This window comes from Terriglobus roseus (genome assembly GCF_900105625.1).
GTDB lineage: Bacteria > Acidobacteriota > Terriglobia > Terriglobales > Acidobacteriaceae > Terriglobus > Terriglobus roseus_B.
Window position 1 is genome coordinate 3,869,737 of sequence record NZ_FNSD01000001.1, and the last position, 16,832, is coordinate 3,886,568.

At 58.9% G+C, this 16,832-nt stretch carries 13 protein-coding genes; 8 read left to right on the forward strand and 5 right to left on the reverse strand.

Features of this window, described 5'->3' with window-relative positions:
- Positions 1-117 precede the first annotated feature (117 nt).
- Positions 118-1,089, reverse strand: coding sequence for a metallophosphoesterase family protein (locus tag BLW03_RS16175; RefSeq protein WP_244502120.1), 972 nt, complete (start codon positions 1,087-1,089; stop codon positions 118-120).
- Positions 1,090-4,497: a TonB-dependent receptor gene (locus BLW03_RS16180; protein WP_074655083.1), complete on the reverse strand. Its 3,408-nt coding sequence runs from the start codon at positions 4,495-4,497 to the stop codon at positions 1,090-1,092.
- A gap of 261 nt (positions 4,498-4,758) precedes the next feature.
- On the opposite strand from BLW03_RS16180, the gene BLW03_RS20905 reads away from it, so the two are divergent.
- Positions 4,759-5,442 carry a hypothetical protein gene (locus BLW03_RS20905; protein ID WP_212733217.1) on the forward strand — a complete coding sequence of 228 codons (684 nt, stop codon included), beginning with the start codon at positions 4,759-4,761 and terminating at the stop codon, positions 5,440-5,442.
- A gap of 42 nt (positions 5,443-5,484) precedes the next feature.
- On the opposite strand, the gene BLW03_RS20685 is transcribed toward BLW03_RS20905, so the two are convergent.
- On the reverse strand, positions 5,485-5,652 hold the full coding sequence (locus BLW03_RS20685) for a hypothetical protein (protein ID WP_170835059.1): 168 nt from the start codon (positions 5,650-5,652) through the stop codon (positions 5,485-5,487).
- 82 nt (positions 5,653-5,734) lie between these two features.
- Between BLW03_RS20685 and BLW03_RS16190 the strand changes: the two genes are divergently transcribed.
- On the forward strand, positions 5,735-6,658 hold the full coding sequence (locus tag BLW03_RS16190) for a helix-turn-helix domain-containing protein (protein WP_074655085.1): 924 nt from the start codon (positions 5,735-5,737) through the stop codon (positions 6,656-6,658).
- Positions 6,659-6,764: 106 nt separating this feature from the next.
- Here BLW03_RS16190 and BLW03_RS16195 read toward each other — a convergent pair whose 3' ends face one another.
- On the reverse strand, positions 6,765-7,196 hold the full coding sequence (locus BLW03_RS16195) for a thioredoxin domain-containing protein (RefSeq protein WP_074655086.1): 432 nt from the start codon (positions 7,194-7,196) through the stop codon (positions 6,765-6,767).
- A 181-nt stretch (positions 7,197-7,377) separates the two neighbouring features.
- Here BLW03_RS16195 and BLW03_RS16200 point away from each other — a divergent pair, with 181 nt between their 5' ends.
- The 6 genes from BLW03_RS16200 (at position 7,378) to BLW03_RS16225 (ending at position 15,565) form a co-directional block, all read left to right on the forward strand.
- On the forward strand, positions 7,378-8,151 hold the full coding sequence (locus BLW03_RS16200) for a DUF305 domain-containing protein (protein ID WP_074655087.1): 774 nt from the start codon (positions 7,378-7,380) through the stop codon (positions 8,149-8,151).
- On the forward strand, positions 8,148-10,175 hold the full coding sequence (locus tag BLW03_RS16205; RefSeq protein WP_074655088.1) for an LVIVD repeat-containing protein: 2,028 nt from the start codon (positions 8,148-8,150) through the stop codon (positions 10,173-10,175). Before BLW03_RS16200 ends, BLW03_RS16205 begins: the two co-directional genes overlap by 4 nt.
- Positions 10,176-10,362: 187 nt before the next feature.
- The gene (locus BLW03_RS16210) at positions 10,363-11,283 is read left to right on the forward strand and encodes a cyclase family protein (RefSeq protein WP_212733218.1); all 921 of its coding nucleotides are present in this window, start codon (positions 10,363-10,365) and stop codon (positions 11,281-11,283) included.
- Positions 11,284-11,355: 72 nt separating this feature from the next.
- Complete coding sequence (locus tag BLW03_RS16215) at positions 11,356-11,778, forward strand: nuclear transport factor 2 family protein (protein ID WP_074655090.1); 423 nt, start codon at positions 11,356-11,358, stop codon at positions 11,776-11,778.
- Positions 11,779-12,090: 312 nt separating this feature from the next.
- Positions 12,091-14,673 (forward strand): TonB-dependent receptor, encoded by a 2,583-nt coding sequence (locus tag BLW03_RS16220; RefSeq protein ID WP_074655091.1) that lies wholly within the window; start codon positions 12,091-12,093, stop codon positions 14,671-14,673.
- Positions 14,674-14,743: 70 nt separating this feature from the next.
- Positions 14,744-15,565 (forward strand): phosphatase PAP2 family protein, encoded by an 822-nt coding sequence (locus BLW03_RS16225; RefSeq protein ID WP_139285228.1) that lies wholly within the window; start codon positions 14,744-14,746, stop codon positions 15,563-15,565.
- A 174-nt stretch (positions 15,566-15,739) separates the two neighbouring features.
- On the opposite strand, the gene BLW03_RS16230 is transcribed toward BLW03_RS16225, so the two are convergent.
- Complete coding sequence (locus BLW03_RS16230) at positions 15,740-16,723, reverse strand: AraC family transcriptional regulator (RefSeq protein ID WP_074655093.1); 984 nt, start codon at positions 16,721-16,723, stop codon at positions 15,740-15,742.
- Positions 16,724-16,832 lie beyond the last annotated feature (109 nt).

A 16,832-nucleotide genomic window follows, 5' to 3' on the forward strand; every position in this document is an offset into this window, starting at 1 on the left:
CGCGCATGTGTTGCTCCTCCGCCGCTTCGTTACTGCACATGCTGAAGCCTGCGCCCATCAAAGGAAAGGCCCACGAATCTCGTGGGCCTTCCATTTTTGTCGTGTTGTGCTTCAGCTCTACGTGGCGCTGTAGGGTCTCGCGAAGTGTGTGGACCACTCCACGCGACGCTCATCGATCCATTCGATCTTGCCCTGCTTTGCATCGGCACGGAAGATCATGAAGGCGTTCGGGTCGTAGCGCGTCGCGGCGGTGACGGTGTGTTGCGGGCCGTAGGTGTGAGCGAAGTCGATCCACTTGTGCCAATGGCCAGCGATGACGATCTGGATGGTGTCTTTGTACTTCAGTAGCAGCGGGTGCAGGCCGAAGTCTTTAACCTCAGTCGGCGCCACGAGCCACAGCGGGTAGTGAATGAAGACCACCGTGGGCTTGCGTGCGGCGAACTGTGCCTCAGCCCACTGCAGCTGTTCCTCGCCCAGTGAGCCAAGGCGCTTATCGCCACCCGGCTCCCAGGTCTTACCCAGGAAGTTGTTGAGGATGACGAACCGGAAGCCGTTGTAGTCGACTGCCGAGTAGGGATCGGACTTGAGCTTTTCCTTGAACAGGCGATTCGACATATCGATGGAGACGCCGGGCTTTGCGTGCTCGTCGTAATCGTGGTTGCCGAAGCCGAGATGCACCGGCGCGTGGAAGCCGTCGATGATCTTCTTTGCGATGTCGATGCGGGTTTCGTTCTTGAAGTAGAAGTCGTAATCGGCGGACGGATAGTTGTGGAAGATGTCGCCCGGCATGAAGATGCTGTCGACTTTGCTGCCATCTTTGAAGCGGATGCCGTTGATGGTGTCACGGGCAGCGGCAAGGCGATCGTTTGCCTTCAGGATGCTTTCGTTGTCTTCGACTCCGTTCTCGGACCCGGGCTTGTAGAACTTGTCGATGACATGCGTGTCGGAGACGACGGCGAAGTGGAAGGGTTTGTCTGTCGCTGCGGTGGATGGTGCAGCGGCGGCGGTGGCTGGCAGCCACGAGGGCAGCATTGCTGCCCCCGCGGCCGTTACACCAAGTGCGTTGAAGTTGCGACGAGTGAGGATCATTTAGAAGATGATCTTGCCGGCAAGCTGCAGCTGACGCGCGGGAGCGGCAGTTGTGATCTGACCGAAGCTGCTGCCGCCATACGTGCTGTTGGCTGCGCCGTAGTTCACCTTGTTGAGGACGTTGAAGGCCTCTGCGCGGAAGTCAAACTTCGACTGCTCGCTCCAGAGACCGAATGCCTTGTGCAGGCCAAGATCGGCCTGGTAGAAGGCATCCGAGCGACCGAGGTTACGCGATGCTGTGCCGTTCGGGGTCGTTAGAGGAAGGCTGAAGGCTGCAGAGTTGAGGATGCCGTTGACCGAGGTCGCCGTCTTGGTGCGCGTGCTGCCGTAAATCGGCACACCCACGTTGCGGTTGGGGCGGTACGTGACGAGATCCGTGCCGTACAGGCCCGAGGAGCTCGACAGCGAGTAATTGATGTTGATGGGGGAGCCGCTGGTCATGGTGTTGATCAGCGTAAGCTGCCATCCACCAACAACCTCGTTCAGGAAGTTGTTGCTGTTGGAGCCGAAGCGACGACCGTGACCATAGGGCAGGTCATAGACGACGGCAAGCGTGTCGGCCAGCGGCTGGTCGTAGCCCGAAGGACCGTAGCTCGCACCCGGGTTTGCGTAATCGACTCGGCTGTTATCGCCGTTCGCGGTCTCAAGGTGACCACCGGAAAGATCGAAGTCGCGGCTGTAGGTGAAGGAGTTGAGCAGGTACAGGCCCATGGCCGTGCGCTTCTCAACCTTTACCTGGAGCGAGTTGTAGTTGGTCGAACCGCCACCGAAGGCGATTTCGATATCGCCGAAACCGGCAACCGGGCGACGGGAAGCCAGCGACGGGCAGCCAGTCGTTGTTGATGCATTGCAAGTAGCGGTAACGGGAGCGGGTGCGCCCTGGTTGTAATCGGCAAGGATCTGGTAGTGCGTTCCCTTGTTGCCGATGTAGCTCGCATCGAAGAGCCAGCCGTGGCCCAGGTCCTGCTGGACGCCGAGGAAGTAGCTCTGGAGATAGCCGGTCTTCGGATCCTTCGGGAGGTAACGCGAGGTGACGTTCGCGGGGTTGAAGTAAGCCGCTGAGGTCAATACGTTGCTGTAACCCTGCTGGGTCTGGCGGAAGCAGGCCGACTGCAGCTGTGTGTCATTGGCGCAAAGCAATGCCGCCGTAGGGTTCGAGGATTGAGTGATGGCTGCGTTCACGACGTTCGGACCGTTATAGGTGAGGTTGTTCTCACCACCGGCGCGGTTCCACTGGGTGTAACCGATACCGTAGCCGCCGCGCATGACCGTCTTCGGCGTCATCTGGTACGCGAAGCCGAGGCGGGGACCGACGTTGTTGTGCTTCGTGTTCACCAGCGCCTTGTTATAGGTGCTGCCGTTCGAGGCCTGGACCAGCGTCTTGGTGGTGGGGTCAAAGTTCGCCAGCTTGTTATCGCGCTCCCACTGCGGAGTCACGATCTCATAACGCAGACCGGCGTTGATCGTAAGCGAAGGGGTGACCTTGATGTCATCCTGCACGTACATGAAGTTGTAGCGTTGGCGCAGGTTCACGATCGCGTACGTGGTCAGCGAGTACGACGAGCGGTTGCCGAAGAGGAAGTCCGCCATGTTCCGTGCCTGCTGCAGCTGAGCGGCCAAGGTGGGTGCGCCTGCGGCAACCGTGGTGTTCGCCGGACTGCCGTTGGCCGAGTAAGTACCCGCGTAGTTGTCCTGGCCATAGCTCGGGTTGAAGTCATTCAGTTCCGTGTGGACTTCCTGGAACTCATAACCGAGCTTGACGCTGTGCTTACCCTTCAGGATGGTGTAGTTCACCTTCGGGTTGAAGATCATGGGGTTTTGGAACTGCGGATTCGACGACTGCGCACCGAACTGCGTGTAGCCGGTGACAGCCTGCGCATTCAGCGAACGGACGATGCGCGGATCGGTCGGGAGGCCGTCGGTGATACCGCTCTGCGTCAGGATGGAAGTCTGACCTACGTTGACCGGGAACTTCTGGCCCACGTTGCGCGACCAGCCGAAGCGGGCATCGAACAATTGATTGGGCGTGATGGCATACGTAACGCCGCCCGCGATGTTCTTGTTGCGGATGGTGACGTTGCCGTTGCTGTTGCCACCGGCGAGGCCGGTGATGCCCGGCGGGTCAAAGATGTATCCGCGATGCTGGCTATACCGGGCGAAGATGGAGAGTTTCTGGTTGAAGGTATGGTCCAGGCGGAAATCGCCCTTGTCGTCATTGATGATGCCGCGGGGCGAGATGACGAAATTGTTGGACAGGCCAGCAGCATTCGGGGAGGGGAGCGCCGTGACAACATTACGAGCAAAGGTAGTCCACTGTGCCTGCGGAATGCTGCCGAGGAACGTCCGGCCCGAGATGGGATCGCGCAGCGGGATGGCGTTGGCAGGGTTCGAAGGGTCGTCGTTCAGGTAGAACAGACCATTCCGCTGGTTTGCCGTCAGGATCGTCGATGGCGTCGATGCGTTGTTGAAGATCTGGCGAACGGCTTCGTAATCACCGAAGAAGAAGGTGTGGTCCTTCCAGATGGGCCCGCCGATGGTGCCGCCGAACTGGTTCCGGATGAACTTGGGCTTGGTTGCGCCGGGCGCAAGGAAGGGACCGGTCGCGTTGAACACGGTGTTGCGGACGTAATCCCAGGCGCGGCCGTGGAACTGGTTCGTACCGCGACGGACTGCTGCGTTGATCACAGCGCCGACGTTACGGCCGAACTCTGCGGAGTAGTTGTTCGTCTCAACACGGAATTCGTCGATCGCATCGGGCGAGGGCGGAATGTTCTCGTTGGCGAAGCCCTGGTTCGATGTGCCGTAGTTGTTGTTGTCAAGACCGTCCAGCATGAAGTTGTTGAAGGCCGAACGGATACCGTTGACATTGAATGCGCCTTCACGGCTGCTGGTCGTGGTGTTTTCCAGGGCGGACTTGCGTACGCCGGTGGAGAGCAGCGTCAGGTCGGCATACGAACGGCCGTTGAGCGGCAGGTTCTCGACTTCGCGGGTGCCGATGAGCTGGCTGTGCGAGCTGTTCTCAGTCTCCAGCAGGGAGGCTGCGCTGGTCACGGTGACGGTGTCGTTCGCCGATCCGTTCTTCAGGCCCAGGTCGACGCGCTGGCGGGCATTTACGGAGAGTGAGAAGACGCCACTGTCGGACTTGGAGAAGCCGGCAGATTCGGCAGTGATCCGGTAGTCGCCGATACGGATGCTCGAGAACTCGAACTTGCCGTCCTTGTCGGCGGCCATCTGCTGAGTCACGCCGGTCTCGACGTTGGTCAGGGTTACGTTTGCACTTGGGATTGCCGCTCCCGAGGCGTCACGGACGTATCCGAGCACTGAGGCGGTATCGAACTGAGCACGCATGCTCAACGGACTTAACGACAGAACAAAGGGAATTGCGAGTAGTGCTGGGTGGCGTCTCACTAGTTTCTCCAAAGAGGCAGCATGGCTGCGCACGGTCCGGGCTACGACGCTGCAACGGAGCGCAGCGCAAAGGACTTTCAGTTGCCCGGTGTAAACATGATGGCCGGGCAGGGCAAGGCATGTAAGGGGATAGCTGTAACCGGCCATTGCCGGTTACAGGGTGTACACCCCTGGACAGATGTTTTCGTTTCAACAGCTTGCGTGAAAAGAAAGCGCACCCACTTTACACAAAATTCACGAGACTGGCCTAGGGTTTTGCTTATGCGAACTCTTGAGCAAGACGCAGTGTCGCGCGATGCCCCCGAACACTCCGTAACGGCAGACGAGTGCGAGAGCTGGCGCGCCGCCCGCCTGGAGAACAATCCCGAAGTGGAGCTCTTCGCGCGCGAGGAGTGGAAGCTGGCGTGCCGCATCGCCACGAGCAAGGGCATGGCGAAATCTGAGCTCTTGCCACGCTTTTTGCTGCATATCTGCGAGATGTCTCTGCGTGGCCGGAAAGAGGAGATCACCGAGCAGCGGATCGGCATGCTGATCTTTAATCGGCCCCTGGGCTACAACCCGGGCGAAGACAATATTGTGCGGAGTTACGCGCGGACCCTCCGCAAGCGGCTGGACGACTACTTCTTGCAGGATGGTCGGGATGAACCGCTGCGTATGACCATTCCGCGTGGCGGATACGTGCCGTTGTTTGCGCCGGCGCCGACCGGTGACCGGCGGAATGAAGATTCGGCTCCATCGATCGCCACGCCGCCGCAAAGCATCGTGGCGCCTTCCACTCGCGCAATGATCACGCGGGAGTCGCCCGGAACTGGAACGATTGCGGTCGTCGGAGATGCGGGCAACGACCGTCGCGTGTGGCTGGCGGCTGCGCTGGGCATGCTGTGCGGAGCCTTGATCGCCACCGCAATCTGGTTTGCTTCGGCCATGGCACACAGGGGCCAGTGAGACGAGCGGGCTGACCGGCTGCGGATGCCGGACGGAAACGCCCTAAAAGCGACTGACTACGAATGCGAAGAGCCCTGCGATACCAAGCAGAATGGTCGCCAGTGTGCCGGAGATGTAATAGGCGGCGCGGCGTTCCTGGCCTGCCTTTGGCCGTGTGATGCCTACGCTCCAGATGAAACTCTCGCTCACGATATCGGTTAGGCTTCTCATGATGTGGTGCCTCCTGTACCTCTTCATTTGAGCCGTCACGAGGTTGGGCTGATATGCAAATGCTGCGAAAAACGTTCTTCCGATGGTGAAGAAAGACACGGACGATGAGGGATCTTCGCAGCGCGTCACAGTGCTTCGTAACGCCACCCTTGTTCCTCTGCTCGGCTCGCAGGAGGATCGCGATGCGCCGCGACGGCAGCCGTGGAAGGGTGTCGTCCTGGAGCGGCACGTCGTTCAGGCCGGCGAAATTCCAGAGCATGAGCACCCTACGTTGTGTCTCCACCTGCAACTCACCGGCACGCGAGATTTTGAGTGGTGGCAGGATGGTAAGAATGCCGTCGAGCGCACCGAGCCCGGGTCGCTGATCGTCATTCCACCCGGAACACGGGACCGTCTCCGATGGCAGGGCTGTTCCGAGCGGCTGATTCTCTCGATCCAGAACGATGCGATGGAAGAGATCGCTATCCAGCTCGGAGCACAACATGCCCTGGAGATCGTCGGCGGATGGTCGCTGCACAGCGCCTCGCTGCGGCTGTTACTTGCGGAGATGGGCAGGGAAGCGCAGGAGAGCTGGCCGCTTGGGAGCCTGTATGCCGATCTGCTCGCCCTTGGCCTGCAGACCAACCTGATCCGCAACCATGCCACACAGCCGATGGCTCTGCCCGTGCCAAAAGGTGGACTGAGCCTGCCACGCCTGAAGCAGGCGATGGAGTACATCTCGGACAATCTTGCGGAAGATATCGGCCTGGAAGAGATCGCGACCGCGATGGGATTAAGCGCTTCGCACTTTGCGCATGAGTTCCGAAGCTCGACCGGCGCAACGCCGTATCAGTACCTGCTGCAACAGCGGTTGCAGCGGGCCAGGAGCCTGCTGATGAGTACAACCTTGCCGGTCCAAAATGTCAGCGCTCTCACGGGCTTTCAATATCCTGCGAACTTTGTGCGGACCTTCCGCCAGCGCATCGGCCAGTCACCGGAAGCCTGGCGCAGGGAGCATCGCTCGTAGTGTTCAGGAGCCGGGAAAGGGTCGCGCCTTCAGACAAATCTTATTCATGCGCATGGTGCGCGCATGAATGGGGCGCCCGCTTTGCAGCCTTCTATCGAAGCCACGGTTACTGCGCGGTGCGGAGCCACTCGTTCATGGTGGTGTGGTCGACCAGCCCTGCCTGTTGGCGCACGAGTTTGCCCCCGGCGAAGACTGCGAAGTTGGGGATGCCGCGCACGTTATAGCGGGCGGAGAGTTGCGGGTGCGCCTCGGTGTCGACTTTCAGTACGAGGGCGCGACCGGCCATCTCTGCGGCGGTCTTGGCGACTTCGGGTGCGGCCATGCGGCAGGGGCCGCACCAGCTTGCCCAGAAGTCGACGAGCACGGGCACCGAGGAGTTCTGGATGGCCTCGTCAAAGAACGCGACGTCTGCCGCGACTGGCTCGGCCTGTGGCGGCAGGTCCTTCTTGCAGGCACCGCAACGGCCGGTGTCGGCGAGGTGCTTTGCGGGAATGCGATTTTTTGTCTGGCAGTGCGGACAAGTTCGGATGACGGGCATGGGTTTCTCCTGCAGTGGTACAAGTCTTCGATGCCCGCACGTTGCACGTGGCTTCATGGTGCGGCTCGGGCGCCCGGGCGGCGAGTTTCGAATGTGAAGTAACTGTTGCTGGAAGTGCAGATGTACCCGATACTGGATCACCGCTACTTATCAAAGCCCCCACGTCTTCACGGAGATCGTCATGACGTCCCGGTTGTTCTGTCGACATATCGCAGCGCTCTGCTTCGCTGCGTCCTTTGCCTGCGCGCAGCAGGCGCCAGTGATTGTGCAACCGGGCGCTCCAGGGCAGCCCAGCAAGACCCTCACTGAGATGACTGCCGTTTCCGTCGCGCGTCCGCCGTCGGAGGCGGATGTCCGCTTTATGCAGGACATGATCATGCACCATGGCCAGGCTGTGGAGATGACCGAGCTGCTGAAGACACGCACCAGCAATCCGGAAGTGAAGGAACTGGGGCGCAAGATCGATGTCTCGCAGAGCGATGAGATCCGCTGGATGAAACAGTGGCTGTCCGAGCGCGGCATCGCGCCGGAGACGATGGACTCCATGCCCGGCATGGATCATTCGCCGATGGCTGGCATGGATCATTCCCAGATGGCGGGTATGGATCACGGCAGCATGGCCGGCATGGACCACTCGAACATGGCTGGCATGGCTCCCACAACCAAGGCGGCAGCGTCCGGACCTGATCCGATGGATGTGGCCATGATGCCCGGCATGTTGACACCACGACAGATGGTGACGCTGCGGCAGTCGAATGGAGAGACGTTCGACAGACTCTTTCTCACAGGGATGATCCAGCACCATAGCGGCGCGCTACTGATGGTGAAGCAGCTTTTCGCCAGTCCCGGCGCAGGCCAGGACCCTCAACTCTTCGACTTTGCAAATGACGTGGATAACACGCAGCTTGCGGAAATCGACATCATGAAGGGCATTCTCCGAAAGGTAAATCCATGAACCGGTTTGATCGTCTTTCCACGCTTCGCGTCTTCGCAGCGGCTGCTGCGGTGCTCGCAGGCCTTCCGTCCCACGCGCAGATGGATCATGACAAACCGTCGACAGTGGCGCCGACCTCCACCGTCTTTGTGAACCCGCGCGCCGTGGACGATCCACGCATCGGTCTGAAGGCGGGCCTGTACAACGCGGGTGTTGCGGCGAAGGGGTTGGAGATGATCACAACCATCGCCAAGCCGGCGGGTTTCGCGCCGGACGAGTCGAAGATTGCCGCGTGGGAGGCAGCTCCGGCTCCGACGCCACCCAAGCCCGGCCAGCCGCGCGTTGCTCCGGTGCCGGCCCCGTATGGCACCACCAACTCTGACCTGGCGTTTCAGGGCAAGTACGTCTTTGTGGGCAACTACTACGGTGTCAACACCTATGACGCCAGCGATCCGGCCAAGACCAAGCTGGTGACCAGCATGGTGTGTCCCGGCGGTCAGGGTGATGTTTCTGTCTACGGCCACCTGATGTTCATGAGCGTTGAAGCAGCGAACGGCCGCGTGGATTGCGGCGTGCAGGGCTTCGCTTCGATGGAAGCAGCGGCTGCTGCTGCTGCGGCTGCTGCCGCCGCAGCTCCTCCACCCCCGCCCCGTGCGGAAGGTGCTCCACCGGCGGCGCGTCCCACGCCTCCTCCTGCACCGGCGGAAAAGGACCGCGTGCGTGGCATCCGCATCTTCGACATTACCGACGTGACCAAGCCTCGCCAGATTGCCGACGTGCAGACCTGCCGTGGGTCGCATACCCATACTTTGCTGGTCGATCCGAAGGATAAGGACAATATCTACGTCTACATCTCCGGCTCGGCCGGAGTGCGGGACGAAAAGGAACTGCCTGGCTGCAGCGGCGCAGACCCGACCGTGAACCCGGATACGGCGCTGTTCACCATCGTGGTGATCAAGGTGCCGCTGGCGCATCCTGAGCTGGCGAAGATCGTCAGCAGCCCACGCATCTTTACCGATCCCGAAACCGGCGACATGAATGGCTTGTGGAAGGGTGGCAAGCATGGCGACGGCACACAGACCACCAGCGCAACGCGTGGCTGCCATGACATCACGGTGTACTCCGCCTATCACCTGGCGGCGGGCGCCTGCTCCGGCAACGGCATTCTGCTCGACATCAGTGACCCGGTGAACCCGAAGCGGCTGGACGCTGTCAGCGATCCGAACTATGCGTTCTGGCATTCGGCGAACTTCAGCAACGACGGTAAAGCTATTCTCTTCAGCGACGAGTGGGGCGGAGGCGGTCAGCCGCGCTGCCGTGCGACCGATCCCATGAACTGGGGTGCGGATGCCATCTTCAAGCTGGACGGCAACAACAAGATGACCCTGCAGTCGTACTACAAGATGCCGGCGGCGCAGACGGAGCAGGAAAACTGCGTGGCGCATAACGGGTCGGAGATTCCGGTCCCCGGCCGTGCGTTGCACGTGCAGAGCTGGTACCAGGGCGGCATCTCGATTGTGGACTGGACCGATCCTGCGCATCCCGTGGAGATCGGCTACTACGACCGCGGACCCATCAACGGCAACAAGTTTGCCATGGGCGGCCAGTGGTCGACGTACTGGTACAACGGCTACATCTACGGCTCGGAGATCGCGCGAGGCCTGGATGTGATGAAGCTCGTGCCGACCGAGTTCATGACGCAGAACGAGATCGACGCAGCCAACCAGATCAAATTCACGGAGCTGAATGTGCAGAACCAGCCACAGATCGTGTGGCCTGCAACCTTCATCACGGCGAAGGCCTATCTGGATCAACTGGGACGCGGCGATAGTCTGCCCGCAGCCAAAATCGCGTCCCTACGCAGCGCCATCGAAAAGGCAGCTACCTCGAAGAAGGATGCAGCCAAGCTGAAGTCCATGGCACCGGAACTGGAGAAGGCGGCCACAACCGCAAAGACACCAGCCGACGCGAAACGCCTGCACGGCCTGGCAGAGATCATGACCAAGGGCGGCGATGCTGCTCCCATGTCAATCGCCAGCCTGTAAGCAGAGAACTACTCACGCAAGAAGGCCGTCGCTCCTCGTGGGGCGACGGCCTTCTTGCGTTCATGCAGTCGATTGATCTTTGCAATCGTACTCAGAACAGACGGAACCGGGCCGCGTTGCCGGTTCTCGCGTGTAAGGATTGATCTCTACATAGCGGTCACCATCCTAGTTGCAAAAGGGAATAGCAATGCTCGGGCAGTCAATGGACAAACGTGTGGTCTTCGATTTCGAGATCGACTTCCTGAATGGTGGCGGCGTACAGGGCCAGGGTTTTCGCCTGGACGTCGACAGCGAAGAGATCGACGACCGGGACTTGGGCGATGCAGTCGTGCGCGATCTGCGCCTGTTGATGGTGGGCGAAGTCCGCATCCTGAACAAGCAGATTATTCAGGAGCGCCACAAGCGCGGGTCTCGACCAGTCGCTGATGCGAATGGCTCGGTTGGACCCTTGTATGTGGATCTGAGTCACACGGTGTATGAGGGCCTTGTGACGTTGAAGGGATTTCCGGCGCCAATCATCTGTGACTTTCTAAGCCGCGAAGACTCGCGGAAGATCTACGATGCAGACACCAGGTTCCAGATTGGTCGAATCGATATGGTGGCGAATACCGGCACCTACCTCGACAGCCCGTTCCATCGCTTCGAGCATGGGAAGGATCTTTCTGAGCTGGAGTTGGCTTCGCTGGTCGGTCTGGATGCCGTAGTGGCGCGGGTGACGGGACAGGCGCGACGGGCCGTGAGCCGCGAAGTCTTTCTCCCACTGGATGTGCGCGGTAAGGCGGTTCTTGTGGAAACCGGCTGGTCCCGTCATTGGGCCACGGAACAGTACTTCGAAGGACACAGCTTCCTCACACGCGATGCGGCCGAATATCTACGCGCTGAGGGGGCAGCGCTCGTCGGGATCGACTCCTACAACATCGACGACACCACCGATGGCGCGCGCCCTGTCCATACCATCCTGCTGGGGGCTGAGATCCCGATCGTGGAACACATGTGCCAGCTTGAGCGACTCCCAGCGAGCGGCTTCAGCTTCACCGCCGTGCCGGTGAAGGTGAAGGGCATGGGAACATTCCCGGTGAGAGCCTTTGCAACTTTGCGATCGGCATAACGCACGCCCGGAATCTGCACGTCGCAGCTGATGGCGATACTGCTCCCGAAGAACAAAGTTAGGATGAGGAAAATGCACGAGACTGGCTTGAACGAAGAGGCGCAGAAAGCGGAAATCCGTCGTGCCCGAGAGGGTTCCAATCGCGCGATTGCACGACGGAATCTGGTCGGCGTTGGAGACTCACTTGGAGAGGACTACCTCGGAATCATTGGTGACGGCACCTTCGTCCGGTCGCGCGCCGAATATCTCCGGTTGTTTGAAGAAGGCTTTGACCATCCGAAGCAAAGCATGACGTACGTGCGCACGCCCGAGGTCATCACCGTGGCAGACGACTACACGCTTGCATCCGAACATGGCAGTTGGATCGCGACGCTCCCTTCTGGTTCCCTCGCGTATACCGGCACCTATGCCGCGATGTGGCGGCGAACCGTAAGCGGCTGGAAGATCAGATCAGAGATGTTTGTCACCCTTCATAGCGAACCGTCACGGCCCTGAACTCTTCAGGCAATTGGGATCGGCCGGAGCCAGGCAGGTTCCTCATGTGAAGGGCGCTTTCAATACTTACCAAGCGTATGTACGACCGGTCTCGATAAGTGCATTGGCATGTTGTGATCGCCAAGTTGAACCACGCTCGCATTAAGCTCGAGTTTGACGCGAGGGGTTGGGAGTAAGGCCGATGGCGTAAGAGTCAGGCGCATCTTCAGGTGAGCTTAAGTGAATGTTCATTGAGCCGAAACGCTCACTTCACAATCCGAGCATAGAGGCGAACTAAGGTCATCGAATCACTCCTTCGAGGAAGACCTAAGTATGCTTCGTGCACGCTTTTATTTCGCTGTGATTTCCGCCGCCAGCATTCTCTCCGTAGCTCCGCTGTCGGCCCAATCAGGCACGTCCGTCACTGGCACTGTCGTGGATAGTAAGGGCGAATTCGTCACACATGCGAAGATCGCGGTCCACTCGCCTGACAATAAGATCACTCGCAGCACCGTTTCCGACGAAGCTGGACGCTTCTTAATCAGCAATGTACCGGTAGGTACCTATATTCTCGACGCGGACGCGCCGGGCTTTGCGACCACACACGAGGCGAGCGTTACGGTTGATGCTGGCAAGGTTACGACGATGAACGTGACCCTGCGCATTGGGAATCTGGAACAGATGGTCGAAGTGCAGGCCGACGCCTCCAATTCCATTGCGGCACAGCAGGCGCCCATGGATGCCCGCCTCGATGCTCGTTCTGCGCGCACCGAAATTACGTCCCACTTCATTGAGAACTACACCTCACCGGCTGCCGATAACACGGAGATGATTTTCTTCGCCCCGGGAACATTCTCCGTGAACTCGAACGGCAGCGGTCTTGGCGACTCCAAGAGTTTCTTCCGCGGATTCTCCGACGGAAATTACGACATCACCTTCGATGGAATTCCGTACGAGGACACGAATTCGCCCACGCATCACTCTTGGGCGTTTTTCCCCGCGCCCTTCATCGGCAGCATCGACTTTGATCGGTCGCCGGGTACTGCGTCGACTGTTGGTCCGACACCCTTCGGCGGCTCGATCAACATGCTCTCGAAGACTTTGCGCCAGAACCCGGACATCATAGGATCGGTTAGCTACGGAACGTGGAACACGATCCTCTCGGACTTCCAAGTTAACTCGGGCCCACTGGGCGCGAATAAGAAGACGCACTTTCTGGCGGACTTCAACCATCTCACGTCAGACGGATTTCAAACCTTCAATGGGCAGATGCGTTCTGCCGGCGACGTAAAGGTGGAATACCGTTTCAATGATGAGAAGATTCTGACCGGATACAGCGGCGTCGGTATGCTCGACACCAACACGCCGAATATCAAAGGGCCCACACGTGCGCAGTACCAGGCGCAATATAACTACCTGCTGCAAAACACCGATCCCACACGCGCTGACTATTCCGCGTACAACTATTACCACATTCCTTCTGATTTTGAGTATGTCGGCTTTGTGATGCCACTTGGTAAGGGCTGGCACCTTGATACCAAGCAATACACGTACAGCTATTACAACCAACAGAATTATGCCTCGACACCAAAGACTGGTGTGATCTCTGCAGCAAACTGCCTGCCCGTGGGCAGTCAGAACTGCGGCACGGACAAGCTCAATAGTTACCGCAAGTACGGCGACATAACAACCGTAAGCCAGGTGTCGAAGTATGGCATCTTCCGGACCGGTCTCTGGTACGAGTGGGCTACGACGTCCCGTCACCAGATTCCACAAAACCCCGTCACGAAGGCCGATACCGTCGTGCCGAACTTCAACGAATTCTTCATCACCAACAGCTACCAGCCGTTTGCGGAATACGAGTGGCATCCCACGCTAAAACTCACGGTCACAGGCGGCGCAAAGTTTTCGCGCTACACGTTTGACCTCAAGCAGTTGTCCGACAACGGCGGTGCCGTTGGCACACTCCCAGCAGGGCAGGCTGCCGTCTATCACTATGCAACATTCAATACCGTGCTGCCGTCAGCAGACGTGAACTATCGCTTCCGCGAGAATTGGTCGGCTTACGCGCAATTTGGAACAGGGAGCCTCATTCCCCCATCAAGCGTTTTCGATGTTCCAAATGTTGTTGGTGGTGTACTGGTGAACCCTGTCACCGTGCTGCCGAAACAGACCAAGGCCTTTACGTATCAGGCAGGCTCAGTCTTGAAGCTCCGCCGCCTTACGCTTGACGGCGACTTCTACTATGTCCTGTTTGGTAACGGTTACACAGCATCTCCCGACCCGAATGCCGCGGGCGCGAACGAATATCAGAGCTCGGGTAACTCCACGACGAAGGGTTTCGAGGGCGAAGCGAATGTGTCGCTCACGCATGGGCTGCTGCTCTACCTTAACGGAACCGTTGGTTCGGCACGTTACACCAGCCAGACCATCCTTACGGGTACGACCTCGGGTAACAAGTATTACATCAACCCAAACAACGGAAATGCTGTCGCTAGTACGCCCGGGAATACCGAGACCTGGGGGCTTACCTATAACGCACATAACGTCGACTTCGGTTGGTTTACCAAGCGCATTGGTCCCATGTGGAACGACAACAAGGCAACAGTCGCGTTGAAATATACCGATGGGACGACCTCGGCACCGACAAGCATCACGGCGAATCAAGTGATCCCGGTCGATGCATTCACTACCTCCAATCTGTTCATGAATTACAACGTGCATCAGATTCCGCACTTTGGAGCTTCCAAGTTGCGATTGAGCCTGAACAATCTTTTCAATGCTCAAGGCATCACCGGTCTGACCGCAGCGAATGCTGGAACGACCTTTACGCCCGCCGCTGGAGACACGCTCACACTGCTTCCCGGCCGGAGTGTCACGCTTTCCTTCCAGCTTGGTCTTACACGCCGCGAGTAGCTTTCGTTGCCAAAGGGCCGGATCGTTCGTTGCAGGCCTGTCACCTTACCTTCTCAGGAGTGGTTGAACCTTGCGATTGAATCTCTTCTTCTTTTTTGTGATGGCCGCTGCCGGCGCGCAACAAATTTCGCCTGCGCCGGTCGAGCGAACCAGTCCCTGGTTTAACGCGCGTACCATCGATTTCGTCGCGGCGACTCCGGCTCCTCCAGCAGCTGGTTCGAAGCTTGATCGGCAGGATATGCGCGAGGTCTTGCTGGCACAGCGCAATCGAACAACCGCGGAGATTCAGCAGGCACAAGCGGACGATAAAGAAGAAGACATCTTCATCTTTGCACCGGTGTTAGGCGCAAAGTTCAATGCGACCGAGCTGCCGCTCACGGCTGCTTTCTCGCAGCACCTGCGAGGTGCGTCGGCAGTGATCAATCGACCGCTCAAACTTCGCTTCGGGCGTCCACGTCCGTTCATCGCATCGGCACAAGTTCATCCCGTGTGCGAGAAGACATCGTCCAATTCTTTCCCGAGTGGACATGCGATGGTTGGAACGCTGGAGGCGCTGGCGCTTACCCAAATTGTTCCGGAGCGGTCGGCCAAGATACTTCATCGCCTAGATCAATACACGCACAACCGTGTCACGTGCGGCGTTCACTATCCTAGCGATGTCGATGCGTCACGGACCATCGCCTCGGCTCTCTTCGGTCTGATTGCCGCCTCGCCTGTCTTCCAGGAAGAACTTGCATCCGCACGCGCCGAAGTCCGGAACCATTTAGCTCTGCCGGAACGTTCTACAGACCACGCAATGACAAACATTAGTTCGAAACCGGATGCTGTCCACCTCACATCTTCCGCTGCCAGTCCTAACGGGGAAGGTCATTCCCACGCGAACAGCGAATGACATTGAGGCATTCGTGACCGTGAATCACGTGGCATGCCTCATCGTTGTTTTCCGCTGGCTGTCAGTCGCGTTCCTTGTGTCTCCGATTGAAACGACAGCGCAGGAGGGGAGCCGCTCGCCTCTGCGTCGGCTAAGCTGACCAGCGCATCCTGATGATTTCCGGCGAAACGGCGTTCATCGGGACTGATCGTAGTTCTGTAATCCGCGTTTGAGATATTCCCCAGGATTCGCTCCAACCACCCGCTTGAACGCTTTACTGAACGCAGCATCTGATTCGTAGCCGACGGACCGAGCCACGTCAACGAGCTTCCTGTCACGCTGTTCGAGTAAGTGCATCGCTTTCTGCATGCGCCACTCGGTTACATATTCCAGCGGTGTTTGTCGAAGCAATTCTTTGAAGCGCACTGCGAACGCGGAACGAGACACGCCCGCCGATTCGGACAATGACTCGACGGTCCAGGGTGCTCCTACATTTGCGTGAAAGGCGGTCAGGGCAGTGCCGATCTGAGGATCGAAGACAGCGCGAAGCCATCCCTGGTTGCGTCCCGGCTCCGACGCAATATGCGCCCGAAGGATCTGGATGAAGAGAACCTCTGCGAGTCGAGTCGCGACGATATCAGACCCCGGAACCTGCTGGGACATCTCGGACGCCAACGCCTGCATGGTGTTGTGAAGAGCAAACGTGCGTGCCTGATCCGCCCTGATCAGGATGAAGCTCGGCAATAACTGGGTGATCGGTTTCAGGCTGGCACGGTCAAAACTAAGAGACCCACAGACGATGGTGGTCGGGGCGCCGCCACCTCCACAGTGGGCGACGTTGCTCTTGGCCGTGGCCGCGACCTCACGGAAGCTCGACTTCGGGTGCGTTCGAGGGCTATCGCGCATGACGATCGAAGCATCACGATCCAGCAGGATGCAGTCACCCCCGGTAAGTGGAATCGCCTCCGCGATGCCTTCAACGTTGAGCCAGCAATTGCCGCGTGACAGCATGGCGAAGTGCGCCAGATCTGTGGGTGGATTCTCTTTGCCCGCGTTCGGCGCTTTCACGTCGTCCTCCGCTCCGCCCCCTTTGAGTCCCCAGGGGGCAGTGGCTTCGAGCCTGTGTTGACCGAAGGCCGTTACATGCAGCGTTCGGAAGACATCTGTTATCGGGTCCATTTCAGCCTCTCTGTTTGGACGAATAGACAAAATGTTTGGACTTTCGAGCAGTTCTCGTCCACTGCGCGGGGAATCTACCTGTGTAGTGGATGTAACACGGCTACGAAAA

Excerpts from the sequence above, each read along its gene's own strand:
- BLW03_RS16230 (WP_074655093.1), bottom strand. The coding sequence starts at position 16,723 with ATGGACCCGATAACAGATGTCTTCCGAACGCTGCATGTAACGGCCTTC.
- BLW03_RS16210 (WP_212733218.1), top strand. The coding sequence starts at position 10,363 with ATGCTCGGGCAGTCAATGGACAAACGTGTGGTCTTCGATTTCGAGATC.
- BLW03_RS20905 (WP_212733217.1), top strand. The coding sequence starts at position 4,759 with ATGCGAACTCTTGAGCAAGACGCAGTGTCGCGCGATGCCCCCGAACAC.
- BLW03_RS16190 (WP_074655085.1), top strand. The coding sequence starts at position 5,735 with ATGGTGAAGAAAGACACGGACGATGAGGGATCTTCGCAGCGCGTCACA.
- BLW03_RS16215 (WP_074655090.1), top strand. The coding sequence starts at position 11,356 with ATGCACGAGACTGGCTTGAACGAAGAGGCGCAGAAAGCGGAAATCCGT.
- BLW03_RS20685 (WP_170835059.1), bottom strand. The coding sequence starts at position 5,652 with ATGAGAAGCCTAACCGATATCGTGAGCGAGAGTTTCATCTGGAGCGTA.
- BLW03_RS16220 (WP_074655091.1), top strand. The coding sequence starts at position 12,091 with ATGCTTCGTGCACGCTTTTATTTCGCTGTGATTTCCGCCGCCAGCATT.
- BLW03_RS16205 (WP_074655088.1), top strand. The coding sequence starts at position 8,148 with ATGAACCGGTTTGATCGTCTTTCCACGCTTCGCGTCTTCGCAGCGGCT.
- BLW03_RS16175 (WP_244502120.1), bottom strand. The coding sequence starts at position 1,089 with ATGATCCTCACTCGTCGCAACTTCAACGCACTTGGTGTAACGGCCGCG.
- BLW03_RS16195 (WP_074655086.1), bottom strand. The coding sequence starts at position 7,196 with ATGCCCGTCATCCGAACTTGTCCGCACTGCCAGACAAAAAATCGCATT.
- BLW03_RS16200 (WP_074655087.1), top strand. The coding sequence starts at position 7,378 with ATGACGTCCCGGTTGTTCTGTCGACATATCGCAGCGCTCTGCTTCGCT.